Here is a 19,028-nt window from a genome sequence, read left to right on the forward strand (position 1 = left end):
GCCAAGTTTCGTTACATTGTCCGAGCCGCTGCTTTATTCAGGCTCGTAGGTTCATCTGGTGATACAGACGGTTCACTCATAAAGCGGTGAACAACGCTTCATACGACTTCAGGTCGCACGGACAGAAGTGTGTGACGCACTTAGCTCTATTCTGGCTGGTAAGTATTAGGAAAGGTAGGGATAACGCCCAAATAATGGGCTAAAAATTGTTGGCTAAAATAAGCGACGCAGGAGTAAAAGCCAACTGTTTTTAGTCCTGATTTATTTGCTTGTTATGTGTATTTAACCACAATCCAATTTTTTATTAGCTTCTACAAATAAAGCTGAAGGATTTATTACCGCATTTGGAAAGTCCGGTACAGGAAAGTTTAGTGTTCTAACTTTTATCCAAGCAGGATATTTCTTGAATGCTGATTTAACTATGCTATTAAAGTCATTAATTTCATTACGATTATTGCACAAGCATACATGATGTTCTTTTCCAGATTTAATGCAAGAAGTTACGCTTTTTGAAACATCTTTTAAAGCCTTATGAATACCTAAAGCGACATTTAATTCAGCCTCATTGCTTAGATGTAAATCTTGAGCGAGTACAACCGGTGATAAAATAATAGAGAAAATAATGAATAATTTACGCATGACATCCTTATACACATAACAGTATATTAATAAGCATTCTTACTTTCGCGCAAAAATATACTTATGAAATACCTTTACCATACTCGATATAATCGTTGCATATTATGAACTTGATAGCACTTTCTTACATTTATCGATTTGAAAGAGGGTGTGAAAAGTAAGAAATGTATTTAATCAGTCTTATTAAATACAAACTGAAATATTAAATTAACTAATTATCAATTAGTTATAGCTTCACCTCTGTTTTTAACAAGAAATATTTCTTATTAAATACGGAAATTAAGTGATAAAATCAACACGTTCATTATAACTGTTGATATATACAGTAAATAAAACTAATCCAAAATCACGTTAATGCGATATTAATGAGTATTTGCTCTGAATGATAATGGGGAAAAAATGAGCTAGAATAACTAGCGGCATTCATAACTAGCGGCATTCATGAGCACAAAAAAAGAATCAGTTCATTTCTATTATTGGTTTGCATTTAGTTTTAAATTACCGAATATCGTTCAATTTATTTCGCTTTTATTTACTATTTGTAAATAATGATTCACTGGCACTTTTGAGAAATTTATTTTAACAAAACAAACAATTAATGATCTTTATTGCATCATTTTTTATCAACCGCAATCGAACAAAGTTCAGGTTAAAATTTAATATTCCGAAAGTGTTATTTCCACTTATCGTTTTTTAGCATAAATTACTCACTATTAGTTACTTTGAAATCTTTGTCACTTTTTAATGAGAATGATTTAAATGCTAAGGAGGTAAAATTTTACTTCCTTAGTTTTAGTTAAGGAATGTTGGATGAAGTTTAGTCGAAAAAAAATAAATACATTCATTGGTTCGGTAATGGCGGTTTCGGCTTTATTGACTTGTGGCTCGGCTTTCGCTGCTAATAATGTGGCGCAACCAGATTTAGATTGGCATGTGTTAGATGGTGTTAAGATAAATAGCACTGCGTCTTTATGTCCGCAATCAACCGTAAAAGTGTGTAACGATAACATCTTAGATGCACTATATGCTGATAATAACTTCATGCCATTTTGGTTAAACCCTGCGCTTGTCAGTGCGATCATGCCGCAATTACAAGCGTTGGCAGATTCAGATACACTACCTGGTATGAAGCAGCGCCTACAAGAGTTGAAGAAATTAGAGACAAGGCAAGATGAGCGTGGCTTTGATTTACTATTAACGGATACCTATTTGGTGTACGTGGATTATGTGCACCAGTTAATGCAAGATCCTCGACCGTTATACAATTCACAGCCAGTAAAATTAACGCCTTTGTCGTTAACAATGGCGCAGAAATATTTCCCATTAACGGTTCAAAAAATCAATTCTCTTATTCCTTCTTCGCAGTTTGTTCCAACAATGGGGGTGATTAACCATTTATTAAGTTTGCCAGCTAACCCACTGGATTCAAGTGTCGTTCACTTCGATAAGGTTATTAGCATTGGTGAGCCGATCCCTTATGGCGACAAAGTTGCAACGGTGCTTTGGAATCTGGGTTATTTAACTCAGCCTGAGTATCAACAAGTTGTGGCTCAAGCAACAATTACCAATACTGGTGTGATTAACCAAGCGATCAAAGCTTTTGAAGGAAACTATGGCTTGAAGATGGACGGCATTATCGGGCCTGACGTTATGAGTCAATTAACACGCCCTTATTCAAGTTTGGTACGTCTTGCTGCATTAAACTTACAACGTGAGCGTTTTGCCCAATTAGAAGGGGATGGTCCACAAATTATTGTGAATATTCCTGATTACAAAATGACGCTATACGATAATCAAAAGCCAGTATTTGAGTCGAAAATTATTGATGGGATGCCAAAACGTCCAACCAATTTGTTTCAGTCATACATTAATACGGTTGTGATAAACCCATACTGGTATGTACCTGAAACCATTAAAGTGCAGAATACGATTCCATCGGCTAAAGCAAATCCTAATTTCTTAACGAATAGTCGTATGGATGTGATTAATAGCTGGAGTGATCGCTCTGTTGTGCCGCCGAGTTCTATTGACTGGGCAACGGTAAATCCAAAAACATTTACTCATGAGTTTCGTCAAGATCCTGGCCCTGAAAATGCGCTTGGACGAGTTGCATTTTTGATGCCTGATTCATTCTCTGTGTATATGCATGATGAAGCGCAATCAGAGTATCCATTGTTTAATCGTCGTCATCGCGATTTAAGCTCTGGCTGTATGCGTGTACAACAACCACGTAAAATGGCGACACTTATTTTGTCTTACCAAAATATGCCTAACTTGCCTTCTGTTGACGATATGATTAATACCAACAACCACCGTGAGATTGGCTTGGATACACATGTGAATCTTGATGTGGCTTACTTAACGGCATGGGTAACACCGAATGGTCAGTTAGCGATACGTCCTGATATTTACGGTTACGATAGCCCTCGCGCTAAACCGATTCAGAATCAATTTATTTCGATTCCCAATTACCGCACTCATCAACGTATGGCACTGGCATTGAATGGGCAAAGTAGTTAATTCGAAAGTAGGTTTTAGTTTCGAAGAATAAAGCGCTTATTCAGCGTATGAAAAAGGCTAAGTGCAATACACTTAGCCTTTTTGCTGTATTTAATCGGGCAATATTTATAGGCTGCTGTTAATAAATGAAATGCTGACGGATGAGCGGGGAGGGATGCCAATTTTTCGATGAGTAATTACTGATCAATTTTCAGTCTATTCGGGTTATAAAGGTTTGCTCGTCATCCACAAAAGCGACAAAGCCACCGTGATAGATGAACACTCGACCGCGTCCTTCAACGAGGCAAGCAAGTTGTGGGTTCAAACCTTCTTCGTTATCTTTGCTTTGAAATGTACCTGTATCGGTGATAACACCGCGGAGTACAGGCAAATACCCATAAGTCCGCTTGGCTTGATCAATCAGGCTTAATTCGCTGGTGGTAGAGAAGCAATAAGGTATTTTACCGGCTTCTTCGATAAACATAGTTTTGAATTCTTCAAAAGCTGTGATCACCAGCCAGTCAATGTCGTTAACGTGATGGATAAACATAGAGTTTCTCGGTAATTCTGATATGCAGATTCTATCACTATCAGGGCTGAGTGGAGTAGATATTGCGCCTAAAACTAGCGAGGTATTGAGAGTGACCGTGGCGACAAGAAACGTAAGCCTGAAAAAGTAGCTCATTTTGTTGCTTTCATTTGCGCGGACATGGGATGCCTTAAATGTGACAGGGAATGGTTGCTTGAATTGTTAGATCTTTGCGCTTTACCTACTCACTATATTTCGATTATTATCGAAATATAGTGAGTAGGTATCGATAATAGAGGAAACGCTATGTTAGCAGAGTGGCTCATACACAAAGATCAACTAAGAAGTTACATAGTGAAAAAGACGGGAGATCTTGATTTAGCTGATGACATTTTGCAGGACGTTTACATCAAGGCCAGTCAAAAGATTGAACAACTAGAATCGAGAGATAAGCTCCACAATTGGTTGTATCGCATTACGCATAATACGATTATGGATTTTTATCGGACTCAACAAATTCACGAAGAGCTGCTTGACAATCAAGTGGCAGAAGAAATGTCGGCAGAGCTAATTAACCTGCAAGCGGTGGCGCAGTGTTTACGTCCAATGTTTGATTGCTTGCCCGAGAAATACCGGCAAGTGATGATTCTTGCAGAGCTTGATGGATTGTCGCAGCAGGCTGTTGCTGAACAATTAGGGCTATCACTTTCAGCAACGAAGAGTCGCATTCAACGAGGTCGCGTAAAGCTAAAAGAGATCTTAATGGATTGCTGCAACATCGAAGCAGGAGGTGAGGGAATTGTCGATTTTGACCCTGATCCAAAGTGCGTAGAGTTCTGCAAAACAAGCGCGATGAATGACGGTGTTCATCAATCAGCCCAGGTGACCACACTCTAGATGATTTCTTGAATACTGGGGCGTACAACTGCATGATTTTTACTATGATGCACTTGTGACTGCCTCATTACCTTGCCTAACAACAGCGTTTTTTCCTTGCCTTTCCCATCCACATTTTCGTCAAAAATTAATTATAAAAATAGCGAATATTTTTGCGTCTTTTTTGGTTTTATTGCGTCTTCACAGAGTGAATAACACTTTTATTGAATAAGACAAATGAAAAATAAAGCCACCCCAATTGATATAGAGACTCTGGTTGATGAGTCGCTGTTGGTATTTATAGCAAGTGATGATGTGCAAGATACACTGCAAGGTGTTCGTCGTGGTATAGAGCGTGAAATGCTTCGAGTGACACCAAGTGCTCAGCTTTCGCACCGGCCCCATCCGAAATCGCTAGGTTCCGCACTGACTCACCCATACATCACGACCGATTTTTCAGAAGCACAGTTGGAACTAGTGACGCCTGCGGTGACCGGTAGAAAGGAAACATTTAAAAAATTGGCTTCGTTACACCACTTTGTAGCTACACATTTGCCGGAAGGTGAATCAATGTGGGCGGCAAGTATGCCTCCGTCTCTACCTTTAGATAGTGATATTGCGATAGCAAATTATGGCACATCCAATGTGGGTATGGCGAAGATGCGTTATCGAGAAGGCTTAGCAAACCGTTATGGAAAAAGAATGCAGCTTATTTCAGGCATTCATTACAATTTTTCGTTACCAAAACCTTTCTGGCAGATGCTTCATGCAAATACAGAAAGTCAATTGCCGCTAGAAGATTTTATTTCTGAGCGATATTTTCATCTGATCCGCAATGTTCTACGCAATGGTTGGATCATTCCATATTTGTTTGGTGCTTCACCCGCAGCCGACAAGAGCTATCTGCGAGATAAGCCTTATCAGTTACTGCAGTTAGATAGCACGACAGATTACTTACCTTGGGCGACATCGTTGCGCTTAAGTAACTTAGGGTACGGAAGTAGTGAGCAATCTCGATTCCCGATCAGCTTTAATAGCAAACAGGATTATCTGATCGGACTATGCAAAGCATTAACTCAACCCAGTGTGCAATATTCATACTTAGCAGAGCATCAACAGTTGAATGGTTCGGTTCTTCAACTCGAAAATGAATTATACGGTTCCATACGTCCTAAAATTGTCAATGCACAAATGCGCCCATTGGTGGCCATGTGTCATTACGGGGTGGAATACATAGAATTACGCAGTTTGGACAATAATCCTTTGTTACCGCTTGGTATTGATGAACTTCAAAGTCAATTCATCGATCTATTTCTACTTTACAGCGCATTATCGCCTAGCCCTGAAATAAGTAAGCAGGAAAGAACCTTGATTATGCAAAGGCAAGAGTTGGTCGCGACACAGGGCAGAAAGCCGAATTTGATGTTGCCTACCTTGAATGGTGAGGTGCTACTGACGGATTTGGCGAAACCACTAATGAACCTGTTAGCCAAAATGGCGACCATCATGGATGGCGGGCAGAATACTAATGGCTATGAGAAAGCCGTGATGCGTGAACAAGCCAAGTTTGATGCCAGCCAGTTAACGCCTTCAGCACAGATTTTAGCGGTTATGGAGCAAGAAAACCTAAACTTCACAACGTTAATGAAAAGCTATTCAGACGAGCACCAACAAGGATATTTGAGCGATACGCTCTCTGACGATGAAATGACACAATTACAAATGCTGGCATACAACTCTTTACTTGAGCAAAAACAGCTAGAGGCAGGAAATGAAGAAAACTTTGATGAGTATTTAGCCCAAAAACGTCATATCAATTGTGAAATGCCTTCTCGGGCTGATGCCGCGTTATCAATGCAAAGATATTCGATGCAATTTCAAGACAATAAAGAGCCAGCTAATCAATTATGAATATGCTTTGGAAATTAAAAGGCTACATCAAAATGTATGGCCGGCACTATCTCATTGCCCTTATCGCTTTGCAGTTGGTTGCTTTGATCAATTTGGTGCCTTCATGGCTGATCGGTCGAGTAGTCGACGGCATTAATCAAGGAACATTAGATGCACACAACCTAGTTATCTACGTCGGTGGAATCATTGTTTCGGGTGCGGCAATGTATGGTCTGCGCTTTGTGTGGCAAAGCAAGTTATATGGGGCGTCTATTGCGATTACTCGTGTAATGCGCAGTGAATTGTTTCAAAAGTTCTCACAACTTCCTCCTGCTTTTTATGCTCGCCGCAGTGCTGGTGATTTAATGGCGCATGCAACCAATGATCTTAACGCTGTTGAAGAGACTATGGGCATGGGAATTATGACGTTAGTGGACTCTTTCATCGCAGGTATAACCGTCATTTTAGGGATGATTTTTGTTGTCAGTGGTGAACTGACCGCCATTGCGCTGCTTCCCTTTCCGTTGTTAGTGCTGATCACTCGTCGTTATGGAGTGCAGCTACATAAAGCTTTTGGAAAGGCACAGTCTGCATTTTCTGATTTAACGGAAGAGACGCGTGAAACGGTATCGGGCATTCGTGCGGTTCGTACACACGGTATTTCTGGTCGTCAAGAACAACGCTTTGGACAAACCTTAGACCAAACGGTCGATGCCAATCTGACTGTAGCGAAAGTCGATGCAGCGTTCACTCCAACAATACAATTGGTTTACGGATTGTCGTTTGTGATCGCTCTTGGATACGGCGCATGGTTAATCGAACAGGGTAGTATCACTGTCGGTCTCTTTACGACTTTTACTTTGTACCTTGGTCAACTGCTGGGTCCATTTATGCAGTTTGGTTGGCAATTCAATGTCTTTCAACGGGGTAAGACCTCTTGGCGTCGGTTGGAGCATTTGTTTGCGGAACACTCGGAAGTGGTTGAGGGGGATCTAACATTAGCCAAAGATTCGGATTCAAGTATGTCATTTGATATCCGAGAATTTAGCTATGAGCAATCAAATCGAAGAGTTTTGGAGAGCGTAAAGTTTGAAGTGCCATCAGGTGGATTAGTGGGCATTACTGGGCCAACAGGTAGTGGCAAAAGTACGCTTCTGCATCTGGCTTTGCGTCAATTTAAACTTGAGCAGCCATCCAGTATTCATGTTTCAGGCATGCAAAGTGACAGCCTCACCTTTGATGCTTTGCGCAGCAAAATGGCTTGGGTTCCTCAAAAGCCGTATTTATTTTCCGGCACGATCGCAGAGAACATTGCCCTGTCAAAACCGAATGCGTCGTTGGCTGAAATAAAGCATGTGGCAGACATGGCTTCTATTCGAGCAGAAATTGAAGCGATGCCCGAGGGTTTTGATACCCGACTTAGAGAAGGCGGTACGAATCTATCGGGGGGCCAAAAGCAGCGATTAACACTTGCTAGAGCACTCCTGTCGGACACTGATATCTTGTTGTTAGATGATCCTTTCAGCGCATTAGATATAAAAACAGAGGCGCAAGTTCGTCAAAATTTACAATCGTATTATTCTCACAAAACGATGCTGCTTGTCACCCAGCGCCTGACCAACCTTATTGAAGCTGACCAAATCTTAGTATTAAACGATGGTCAGGTGGAGGAACGCGGTTCTCATCATCAATTATTGGCAAACCAAGGTTGGTATTCCATGGTTTATCAGCGTCAAAGTCAGTTAGGGGAGAAAGGCCCGTTGGTGAACGCAGAAGCATTGCATGCACGTTCAAGCAGTACTTTTAACGTTAACAACGATCCTGCTCTGAAGGAGATCTACCATGGGAAATAATACGCTTTATCGCCGTTTGTTAGCGTTTGCATTGCCGCACAAAGCTCGTTTTGGTTTTGCATTTGTCATGTTGGGGCTAGCGGTCAGTGCTGAAATGACAATTCCTTGGTTGGCAAAAAGTGTCCTTGATGACGTAATCGTGCCTCAGCAATTTGAATGGCAACAGCTTATCTTTTTGATTGGGCTGGTTATGTTTTTTTACGTTTTAGCTGCGGTGTTCGGGTATTTTCAGGCGGTCGCTTTTAAACACGGCGCATTGCTTGTGGTCAAAGATGTGCGCGAGCAGTTATTTCGCCATGTGCTGAACTTTCCCATTGCGACATTCGACAAGCTGCCGACGGGGAAGCTGGTCTCTTACATTACTAACGACACTGAGTCATTGCGAAATATGTTCGTGTCGACGCTACCTACCGTGGTTCAAGGAACCTTACGTATTTTAGCCACTTTTATTGCTATGGCGTTTTTAGACTGGCGTTTGATGTTATTAAGCTTGGTGTTGATCCCCATATTACTTGTGACCATGCATCTATATCGCAAGATTTCAACGCCAGTATTTGATGGCATTCGAGTTCAAGTCAGCAACATCAATGGCCAAATCAATGAGTCGTTACAGGGAATGGCGTTGATTCAAGCGTTTCGCCAGCAGAAACGCTTTCAAACCAAGTTTGAGAAAGAAAATCAAAGCTGGTTTAACTTCAGAACCAAATCGGTAGCCATTGATAGTTTGATGTTGTTGCCATTGACCCGTTTGATTGGGACGCTGACCGTAGCGGGTATTGTTGCCTGGTTTGCAGGGGCTTCAATGTCGACCGTTGTGGAAGTGGGCACCTTATACGCTTTCTTAAACTATGTTGAGCGATTCTTTGACCCGTTCCGACAGTTATCGATGGAACTGCATAAATTGCAGGTTGCTACGGTATCGTCAAAACGTATTTTTGAGCTACTAGACGATGAGTCTGAGGTTCATCATCAAGTGATGCCAGAGGTAGAGTTCAATGATAGTCACGATATTGAGTTTCGCAATGTCACTATGGGGTACGAAGAAGATAACCCCGTGCTTAAAGACGTTAGCTTTACAGCAAAAAGTGGTGAGTTCACCGCAATTGTCGGCCATACCGGAAGCGGGAAAAGCTCCGTAATCAATCTGTTAATGCGTTTTTATCAACAACAGCAGGGTGACATTTTCATTGGCGGGCAATCGCTTCGAACTCTTCCAGAAGCACAATTGCGTAAGTTGTTTGGCTTGGTATCGCAAGATCCAACCATCTTTAGTGGTTCAATTGAAGATAACATTAACTTATCTCACGATGTTCTTACCATTGATAAAACAAGTGCAAACACATTGGCGAAAAGCCGTGAGAGAGCGATTCATGCAGCCCAATTGGTGCAAGCAGACCGATTCATTCATCGTCTACCTGATGGTTTTGAACACAAACCAGGTAATGGCGGTGCCTCGCTTTCCGTTGGGGAAAGGCAGTTATTGGCGTTAGCTCGGGCGATTTCCCACGATCCGAAAATATTTCTACTCGATGAAGCCACGGCGAATATCGACAGTGAATCGGAAGAAGCGGTTAAACAGGCGCTTGATAATATCCAGGGCGGCAGAACGGTTATTGCTGTGGCACACCGGTTATCTACCATTCAAAACGCTGATCAGATTTTGATGATGAACAGCGGCAAGGTCGTACAAAGAGGCACACATCAAGAACTGATTGCTCAAGATGGCGACTATCGAGATTTGTACCTAAGTCAAAAAGCGCAAGAAGAACATGACACTCAAAACAGCACGCTTGGTTTAACCGCCGCCAGTGCAGCATAAATAGTTAATTATGACGAGCAAGAACATTATGAAAAACCACACAACGCACATCGAATCTAATGATACTGATCAAACACAATTTGTATCTGAGCAAGTGATTGAAGACATCCTTGAGTGGGAAATCATGCACGGCGTAGCATTTCGTCAGGCTGACAATACCGCAAGGCATGTTCCCTTTAGTATTGCGCCGATGACAATGGAACGTTCAACGTATGACCACCTACGTAAGGTCACGCCATTGATTGCTAAATTGGTGAGCAACGTTTCTGAAGATCATCGTTTTCTGCAAACCTCATTGAGTGAGATGGCGAAAGCCGACCCGTTCTTCGGTCGCTTAATGGAGCTCCATCAACAAGCTCATGGCGATAAAACCGCCCCTAAGCAACCTGCTCGTCAGCCGCTGTTATTAATGAGAACAGATTTTATGGATGACCGACAATACGGGGCGAAAGTTATTGAATTTAATGGCATAGCGGCGGGAATGGGCCCTTTCGGTCAACGTGCTTTCGAGCTGCATCGTTTTGTTGAAAACCAATGGAACGAGGTTTACCTAGAGTGGCTAGAAGATGATTCAGCAACACCTGCCGATAACCAAGGATTGGAACAATTAGCCCTAGGCATCGCAACAGCAGCAAAAAAGGTTCAAGCTCATTTTGCTGATTCTGACAAGAATGGTGTAAGCAAAAATCCTGATCAAAAGCCAACATTCTTAATGATCGTCCAAAAAGGAGAAGACAATGTGTATGACCAACATCTTTTGGAGGTGGCATTACATAAGTTGGGCGTTCGTACCGTTAGGCGTACATTCGAGCAATTGAGCACTCAACTTTCAAGTGGTGATAACCAGCGTTTAATCCTTGATGGTGTTGGCGCTATTGATACCGTGTATTTACGCGCGGGTTACCAATATTCAGATTACTGCGCGCCAGAGTTGGATGAAGACATTTGTTGTCACACATTGAGCCAAACTCGCTTGTTTATTGAAAAGCATTACGTGGCGATGAATGCCACCATCAGTCAACAATTAGCGACGAGCAAATCTATGCAAATGCTATTAACGCAAATGCCAGCCGAAGCTTATATTCAATGGGGATTGTCCCTTAATGAAGCCCATTTAGTGAAAAGCGTGTTGGCAGAGATGAAGGCGATCACCGCAGAAAGTATTGAATGGTTTTATCAGAGTGCGAATAAAAAAGAGTGGGTATTGAAGAACCAAGGGGAAGGTGGCGGTCACTGCGTATTTGGAGAGGATATTAGTGCTATTTTGCAACGACTAAAGCCAGAAGAATACAATGCGTGGACGTTAATGCAGCGCTTGTACCCACATGAACGCGACACCCCAACCATTGCCGTTCGAGATGGCAAGCAAACCTTAGTTAGCGACCTTGTTAGTGAAGTGGGGCTTTTTACTGCGCATTATCAAGGTAAGCCTGTTACTGAAAATAACGGTTATGCTGGATACTTAATACGCAGTAAGCCTGCCAGTGAGAATGAGGGCGGAATACATAGCGGGCAGGGGATTTTGGACTCGTTAGTCTTGATTGATTAATAACTAACTATATATTCGCGATGTATCTGTTTGATGGCTCTATATCGAGCCATGTTACGAAATTAGTCCTCTATCGCGCGATTTTCCAGTACCTAGAGTTATTCGTATATTGCTAAATTAGCAAAGGCGCTAACTCAGAATTGTCCAATAATGCGTTAAGTCTACTCGTAAGCATAATGTGAAAGAATCAAAAAATGCCGTTCACACTTATGTGAACGGCATTTACCCAATAGGCTCTTTTTTCAATGACTTTATTACAATAGTTCCGGTAGTCGATTTGCCGCTCTTTCCAACGCCAGATTGACAACCTTCGTAATTTCCGGGTATTGATTATCTGAATCATCCCAATCAACATCTTCTGGTAACAGTACTTCTTCTAAAATTCGATGCTCCATTACGATCTTATTGTTTCCCAGATCAACCAGCGTGACCTCCGCATTCACATAGCCACGAGGTTTTGAAAGAGGAATAAAGCCGTAGTAATCACGCAGCGTGCCCGCAGCCATGATTTGGATAACAAGTAGATGTGTTGCTTGATACTGATCCTTCACGACAGAAACATCGTAATCGAAGTAACCTTTTTTAAGTTCATCTTTTGGAAGTTTATGTTCGTCAGTCGCTTTATAATATTCTGGGATAATCACGCTGTGGCTTCCCCGATTCTCTATCAATTTCGCAACTTTTGACTTGCCTACTTCAAACTTATCATGCGTTAGTGATTGAATATGAGATTCAACACTATCAGTCACCATTTCGTTGATAGCAAGATCAAGTAAACCTTCAGCACCTGATCGATGCGCCTGCATTTCTGGTGGTTGGACAAATGCAACTGCGATATTTTTATCTCCTCCCGTTTGCCAAAAGTCAGATGGAATATCCATTGCTTTTTTAGATACACATCCAGACAAAAGCATTACTGCTAAAGCACAACCGATAATTCTTATATATCTCATAATGTTACTTCCCTTTATTATATGAGAAAAAAAGGCTATCAATGGAATTATCAATGTACAATGTATCGTAAATTAAAAATGACAAACTGTGATTAATTACCTAATGGCAGTGGTAGTAGGGGTTATTACAATTCAAAACTTGGATCGATAAAGCAAACTTTTGCGTTTGTTTTTTGTTCAATATGAGCCGCTGCAAATTCAGTTTCATCTCTTTTTTGTCAGGGAACACAATGTGCGTTACTGCTACTAACACTCATGTTCGACACAATAAATATTGACCACAACGTTAAGTGACTTTTCATTCCTGCAGTTATTTATGATGTACTAATTTTTCCGAAAATGATTTCTGTGGCACATGAGTTAGTTATTTGGGCTAGCTTATTTATCTGCCTCATCCTCTCATAAAGCGTTAGATGTAAAAAAACGCCATCAACATCATAATATATAGAGATTATATCGAGTATGATGAAGGTATTTTATGCGTATATTTTTGTATAAAAGTAAGAATACTTATTAATACACTGATGTAGATAAAGGAATGGAGTATGTCTAAAAGCACAGCAACATATTGGAATGTATTGGCCGAATCAAATAAGAGCAAGTGGGAACCGATTGAAGGTAGTTCAGGTATGCTTGAGCAATTAACGCTTGCTATAGATGAAATATCAGGAGATTACACTCGACTTACTCGTTTTAAGGCAGGTGCAGATACAAAAGAGTTTGGTGGTAAATCACATGATTATCCAGAGGAAATATTTATCATCTCCGGTAGGCTTTATGATATGGCATTTGATCAGTGGTTGGAAGCAGGGCATTTTGCAAGTCGTCCACCCGGAGAAGTACATGGTCCGTTTATTTGCGACGAGGATTGTTTAGTATTAGAGGTATCTTTTCCAAGTCAGAGTATAAAAATTACATAACAAAGCCCATTAAATCGGCTGACAAAACACGGTATTTTCGCTTATGTGTAGCCGTGTATTTTGCACTGTTTATGGCAGCAGTTACCTTATTTCTCTTAATACTACCAGTCTAAATAAAGCAGATAGCCTAACTGGTTTTTGTCTCAACGTTTGCTAGAAGCCTTAATTTGTTTGAACTCTAAAATAGCCTTACATGGTGAGCTGTCTGAGCATAATGTCTGATAACGAGTACAATCTGATGAGAATTGATGGTATAGCTCATTGTCTCGTACTAGAATTTAAAAATCTCTCAAATAATGATTAAACTCCAATGACACTATATATAATTCTGATAGTTATATTTCTGTGCTTTGCTTGCTGGTATGACGGGTGGTGGATTTCATCACTTACCGAAAAGGAAGGAAAAGATTTATATAAAGCAGTAAGTGGTCAACGTGTAGAAGATCAACCTAAAACCACGGTTAACCCCAATGCCGTTGATTTGTTTGCTAGAACTGACAATGGAAAAGCGTTTTACATGCTCAACCTTATTAAGGACAAAAAAGATCTAGAAAGTAAGGATATGGGAGCACTTGAAAGTATAGATAGAAATTACGCTAAGGTTGTTTTCCCTCTTTTATTTAAGCATGGCTGTCACCCCGTTCTCGTATCAAAACCACTCTCTACTTTTTCACAACCCACTACTGAAGAAGAATGGGACGCTATTTTCATTATAAGATATAGAAGCAGAAGAGATCTTTATAAGATAGTAACCAATCCTGAATTTCAAAAAGCTTGGGAGTTTAAATTGGCATCTATTCAAAATACCACGGTTATTCCCTCTATTCCTGTATTACAAGGAGTAAACTTAAAGTGGATTGTTGGTTTAATATTAATTTTAATTGGATGGGTTAGTACATAAATCGTGAGGGAACGCCACGAATTATAACTTTATATTAAAGGCTTCTGCTATCTCATATCGGTATTGATAGACGTAAATTAATAAATGTTCACCCGAACAATATCGATAACGCTGTATATTTATTCCACTCATAAAAAAAGCGAACCTTGTGGGTTCGCTTTTTAATTTAGCAATAAGTTAACGAACGTAATTCGTTATCTCAAATAGACTTTAGTCTTCAATATAGTTCTCAATACTCGGACAAGAACACACAAGATTACGGTCGCCAAATACGTTATCAACACGGTTAACACTCGGCCAGTATTTCGCTGCTTTGGTGTGTGCTGATGGGAAGCAAGCGACTTCACGGCTATAAGCGTGGTTCCACTCTGATTCCATCATATCAACTTGGCTGTGTGGTGCGTTAACCAGTGGGTTATCGTCTAATGACCATTCGCCAGATTGAACAAGGTTGATTTCTTCTTTAATCGCAATCATCGCGTCACAGAAGCGATCCAGTTCTGCTATGTCTTCAGATTCAGTTGGCTCAATCATTAATGTGCCAGCGACAGGGAACGACATAGTTGGCGCATGGAAGCCATAATCCATTAATCGTTTCGCGATATCTTCTTCTGAAATACCAGAGGCATCTTTGATCGGGCGTAAATCAATAATACATTCGTGTGCAATACGACCTTCAGTACCACGGTATAAAACAGGGTAGTGTGGGCGAAGGCGTTCCATCACGTAGTTTGCATTTAAAATAGCAAGTTCAGTGGCTTGGGTTAAACCCTGTTCTCCCATCATCGCAATGTAAGCGTATGAGATAGGCAAAATAGACGCTGAACCTAATGCTGCCGCAGATACGGCATATTGCAGTTCATCGCTATTTGTATCTTCAACATGTCCCGGTAAGAACGGTGTAAGGTGCGATTTAACACCAATAGGTCCCATACCTGGGCCACCGCCACCGTGAGGAATACAGAAAGTTTTGTGTAGGTTTAAATGAGAAACATCTGAACCAATAAAGCCTGGGCTAGTTAAACCAACTTGCGCGTTCATGTTAGCACCATCAAGATAAACCTGACCGCCAGCTTCATGGACAAGATCACACACTTCTTGTACTGCTTCTTCATACACGCCATGGGTAGACGGGTAGGTGATCATGATGCATGACAGCGCATCACGGTGTTTTTCGATTTTGGCTTTTAGATCATCAATATCGATATTACCTAACTCATCACAGCCAACCACAACCACTTTCATTGAAACCATTGCCGCAGAAGCTGGGTTAGTACCGTGTGCTGAGCTTGGGATCAAACAAACATTACGGTGGTTATCGCCATTGGCTTCATGGTAACGCTGAATAGCGATTAGACCAGCATATTCACCCTGTGCGCCAGAATTTGGTTGCAGCGAGAATGCATCATAACCTGTGATGGAGCACAGCATTTCAGATAAGTTTTTAGCTAATTCTTGATAACCTAATGTTTGTGTTTGTGGTGCAAATGGGTGCAGTTGTCCAAACTCAGGCCAAGTGACTGGGATCATTTCTGCTACTGCATTTAGCTTCATGGTACAGCTACCCAATGGGATCATGCCGTGAGTTAATGAGTAGTCTTTGTTTTCTAGCTGCTTCATGTAACGCATCATTTGTGTTTCGCTATGGTAGCGGTTAAACACAGAGTGGGTTAGGTATGCACTGCTTCGGCGACATGCTGGTGGAATAGCTGCGAACTCATCTGCGGCAATGTCATCACTGAACATCGACACTTTAAGATCTTGATTGGTAAATAAGCCAAGTAGCTGCTCGATATCTTTTGCAAGGGTGGTTTCATCAATACTGATCCCCAACTTATCGCTGTATTTACGAAGGTTGATACCTGCATCAAGCGCTTTTTGATACAGAGCGTCAGTTTGAGATCCAGTTTTGATTGTTAGCGTATCGAAGAAGTGTTGGTTTTCTAGTTCAAAACCATTATTGCGTAAGCCTGCAGCTAAAACGGCAGTAAAGTGGTGAACACGACGGCCAATTTTCTTTAAGCCTTCAGGGCCATGGTACAGGGCATAAAACGCTGCCATGTTGGCAAGCAGTGCTTGCGCTGTACAAATGTTAGATGTCGCTTTTTCACGGCGGATATGTTGTTCACGGGTCTGCATTGCCATACGTAGGGCTTGATTGCCTTTGGCATCTTTAGATACACCGATTACACGACCCGGCATCGTACGCTTGTGTTTATCTTTGGTTGCCATAAAACCAGCATGTGGACCACCAAAGCCCATCGGCACACCAAAGCGTTGCGCACTACCAATAACCACATCTGCGCCCATTTCACCCGGTGCTTTTAATACCGTTAATGCCAGTAGATCAGATGCCACCGCGACTAATGTTTTCTTATCATGTGCCGCGTCAATAATGTCGGTTAGATCTTGTAATTCACCGTTGCTAGCAGGGTATTGCAGTAAAGCACCAAATACATCGTGTTTCGCGAGATCTTCTGCACTACCTGTGATGATTTCAAAACCAACGTATTTTGCACGTGTAGTGACAACATCTATGGTTTGAGGGTGAAGATCGGTTGAAATGAAAAATGCATTGCTTTTGTTTTTACTCGCGCGCTTACATAGCGTCATGGCTTCTGCTGCGGCAGTGGCTTCATCAAGCAGTGATGCATTAGCCAGCTCCATGGCGGTTAGATCCATGATCATTTGCTGATAGTTAAGCAGAGACTCTAAACGGCCTTGAGAGATTTCTGGTTGGTAAGGGGTATAAGCGGTATACCAACCTGGATTTTCTAATACATTGCGAAGAATAACATTTGGGGTAAACGTGTTGTAATAACCCTGACCAATATAACTTTTATTGATGATATTTTTGCCAGCGATCTGCTTAAGCTCTGCCAGCATTGCCGCTTCACTTTGTGCCTGTGGTAATGTCATCGGCTCTGTTAAACGAATGGAAGCAGGAACAGTTTGCGCTATAAGCTGGTCAATACTACCGACACCTATAGTTTCTAACATTCGCTGTTGTTCGAGTGCATTAGGGCCATTATGGCGATGTGAAAAATCATTATCGTCACTGAGGGCTTGAAGAAAAGGAGTATTGGTCATGGTTCTTTCCTGAACGTTGTCCTAGTTACCAGTGTCTGGCTTTAGGGTATTCATCGGTAATGCTGTAAATGGCAAAGCAACAAAGATCGAGTGCTGTACCCGATCTTTGTTTTTATAATTTAGTCTTCTTCAATTGAAGCAAGATAGGTTTCAGCATCAATTAATGTTGCCAATTCATCAGAATCGCTAAGTTTGATGGTTGCAATCCAGCCGCCTTCATAAGGTTCTTCATTAACCAGTTCAGGGCTGTCTTCTAAATCTTCATTAATCGCAACAATTTCACCTGTGATAGGGGCGTAAATGTCGGAAGCGGCCTTTACTGATTCCACTAAAGAGAAGGCATCACCAGCATCTGTTGTATCGCCGACTTCAGGTAAATCAACAAATACCACATCGCCTAATAAACCCTGCGCATGATCAGAAATACCAACTGTCACTGTTCCATCACCGTTATCACGGATCCATTCGTGGCTACTGGTAAACTTTAATGTTGATTCCATGTTTGTACTCCTTAACCCACCGGTTATATGGTTATTTGATAAAAGTTTCTTATAGTGGAACACGTTTTCAATATCTATTGTGCGATTCTACGCAAACGTTTGCTATTTGTCATGTTTATTTGTTTCTAACATGGTTATACTAAGTTTAAATTTAGTTAATAAACGCTGATTTTCATCACTAAATCCATAATATTACCTATTTATAAATGGATTTAACGATAATGTATGTCTCATAGGTAACATTTTTTTAAAAAGATCATGACTTTGTGATGTGAGTTTTATTAAGTTTCCTATAAGAAACTATGATGAAGGTCGAGAGTTGTGGCGGCTGAGCTGAAGAAGGAAGTGATATGACAGATGAATATATCCACGATGTTTATCCATCGATGCGGATCGAAAAAACTCAAGCCGCAGAGCATATTGCGCCTTTAAAGTTAGGTGAGAGACTAAAAGAAATTCGTGTTTCTTTAGGTCTAACCCTTGAAGAAGCCAGTAAGCGTACAGGACTTGCACGTTCAACCTTGTCAAAGATTGAAAATGAGCAAATATCTCCGACGTTTCAAGCGATGCAGAAACTCGCTACAGGCTTAGCTATCGACATCCCACAACTTTTTGAACCACCGAAAACCATCACCGCCTCGGGTAGACGTGATATTACGCGCTATGGTGAAGGTCGACCTCATCCCACTTCAACCTATGAACATGAACTGCTTGCTACGCAATTAACAAATAAAAAGATGATGCCGTTTAAATCGCACGTGCGTGCACGATCGTTTGATGATTATAGCGAGTGGATCCGCCATGACGGCGAGGAGTTCTTACTGGTATTAAAAGGTGAAATCACTTTTTTCTCTGAGTTTTATGAGCCGATTCATTTAGTCGAAGGGGATTCAGCCTATTACGACGCGACAATGGGTCACATGCTGACATCTGTTAGTGAAGAAGATGCGTTAATTCTTTGGGTGACGGCATCTTAGTGTCATCGAACGGTTTATAGCATCAACCAGTTT

At 41.2% G+C, this 19,028-nt stretch carries 14 protein-coding genes; 9 read left to right on the plus strand and 5 right to left on the minus strand.

The window, feature by feature from the left end:
* Positions 1-282 precede the first annotated feature (282 nt).
* Complete coding sequence (locus C9J38_RS18655) at positions 283-639, minus strand: hypothetical protein (protein ID WP_107208398.1); 357 nt, start codon at positions 637-639, stop codon at positions 283-285.
* Positions 640-1,449: 810 nt separating this feature from the next.
* Here C9J38_RS18655 and C9J38_RS18660 point away from each other — a divergent pair.
* Entirely contained in the window at positions 1,450-3,159 is a 1,710-nt protein-coding gene (locus C9J38_RS18660; protein WP_107208399.1) for a L,D-transpeptidase family protein, read from the plus strand.
* A 190-nt stretch (positions 3,160-3,349) separates the two neighbouring features.
* Here C9J38_RS18660 and C9J38_RS18665 read toward each other — a convergent pair whose 3' ends face one another.
* Complete coding sequence (locus C9J38_RS18665) at positions 3,350-3,688, minus strand: cytosolic protein (RefSeq protein WP_107208400.1); 339 nt, start codon at positions 3,686-3,688, stop codon at positions 3,350-3,352.
* A gap of 285 nt (positions 3,689-3,973) precedes the next feature.
* Between C9J38_RS18665 and sigZ the strand changes: the two genes are divergently transcribed.
* The 5 genes from sigZ (at position 3,974) to C9J38_RS18690 (ending at position 11,654) form a co-directional block, all read left to right on the plus strand.
* Entirely contained in the window at positions 3,974-4,564 is a 591-nt protein-coding gene (sigZ, locus tag C9J38_RS18670; protein ID WP_107208401.1) for an RNA polymerase sigma factor SigZ, read from the plus strand.
* 216 nt (positions 4,565-4,780) lie between these two features.
* Entirely contained in the window at positions 4,781-6,454 is a 1,674-nt protein-coding gene (gene gshA, locus C9J38_RS18675; RefSeq protein WP_107208402.1) for a glutamate--cysteine ligase, read from the plus strand.
* Positions 6,451-8,286: an ABC transporter ATP-binding protein gene (locus C9J38_RS18680; protein ID WP_107208403.1), complete on the plus strand. Its 1,836-nt coding sequence runs from the start codon at positions 6,451-6,453 to the stop codon at positions 8,284-8,286. The genes gshA and C9J38_RS18680 overlap by 4 nt, the downstream gene beginning before the upstream one ends.
* On the plus strand, positions 8,276-10,105 hold the full coding sequence (locus C9J38_RS18685; protein WP_107208404.1) for an ABC transporter ATP-binding protein: 1,830 nt from the start codon (positions 8,276-8,278) through the stop codon (positions 10,103-10,105). The genes C9J38_RS18680 and C9J38_RS18685 overlap by 11 nt, the downstream gene beginning before the upstream one ends.
* A 28-nt stretch (positions 10,106-10,133) precedes the next feature.
* The gene (locus C9J38_RS18690) at positions 10,134-11,654 is read left to right on the plus strand and encodes a glutathione synthase (RefSeq protein ID WP_107208405.1); all 1,521 of its coding nucleotides are present in this window, start codon (positions 10,134-10,136) and stop codon (positions 11,652-11,654) included.
* A 254-nt stretch (positions 11,655-11,908) separates the two neighbouring features.
* Here C9J38_RS18690 and C9J38_RS18695 read toward each other — a convergent pair whose 3' ends face one another.
* Positions 11,909-12,568, minus strand: a complete 660-nt coding sequence (locus C9J38_RS18695) for a cytidine deaminase (RefSeq protein WP_233217823.1) — start codon at positions 12,566-12,568, stop codon at positions 11,909-11,911.
* 584 nt (positions 12,569-13,152) lie between these two features.
* Between C9J38_RS18695 and C9J38_RS18700 the strand changes: the two genes are divergently transcribed.
* Together C9J38_RS18700 and C9J38_RS18705 are read left to right on the plus strand one after the other, a co-directional pair.
* Positions 13,153-13,527: a cupin domain-containing protein gene (locus tag C9J38_RS18700; protein ID WP_107208407.1), complete on the plus strand. Its 375-nt coding sequence runs from the start codon at positions 13,153-13,155 to the stop codon at positions 13,525-13,527.
* 310 nt (positions 13,528-13,837) lie between these two features.
* Positions 13,838-14,428, plus strand: coding sequence for a hypothetical protein (locus C9J38_RS18705; RefSeq protein ID WP_107208408.1), 591 nt, complete (start codon positions 13,838-13,840; stop codon positions 14,426-14,428).
* 210 nt (positions 14,429-14,638) lie between these two features.
* On the opposite strand, the gene gcvP is transcribed toward C9J38_RS18705, so the two are convergent.
* The gene (gcvP, locus tag C9J38_RS18710) at positions 14,639-17,518 is read right to left on the minus strand and encodes an aminomethyl-transferring glycine dehydrogenase (RefSeq protein ID WP_107208409.1); all 2,880 of its coding nucleotides are present in this window, start codon (positions 17,516-17,518) and stop codon (positions 14,639-14,641) included.
* Between the two features lie 119 nt (positions 17,519-17,637).
* Complete coding sequence (gcvH, locus tag C9J38_RS18715) at positions 17,638-18,018, minus strand: glycine cleavage system protein GcvH (protein WP_107208410.1); 381 nt, start codon at positions 18,016-18,018, stop codon at positions 17,638-17,640.
* Between the two features lie 350 nt (positions 18,019-18,368).
* On the opposite strand from gcvH, the gene C9J38_RS18720 reads away from it, so the two are divergent.
* Positions 18,369-18,995, plus strand: coding sequence for a helix-turn-helix domain-containing protein (locus C9J38_RS18720; RefSeq protein WP_005365619.1), 627 nt, complete (start codon positions 18,369-18,371; stop codon positions 18,993-18,995).
* Positions 18,996-19,028: the final 33 nt, after the last annotated feature.

Source organism: Photobacterium sp. GB-210, assembly GCF_003026075.1.
In the GTDB taxonomy this organism is placed as follows: Bacteria; Pseudomonadota; Gammaproteobacteria; order Enterobacterales; family Vibrionaceae; genus Photobacterium.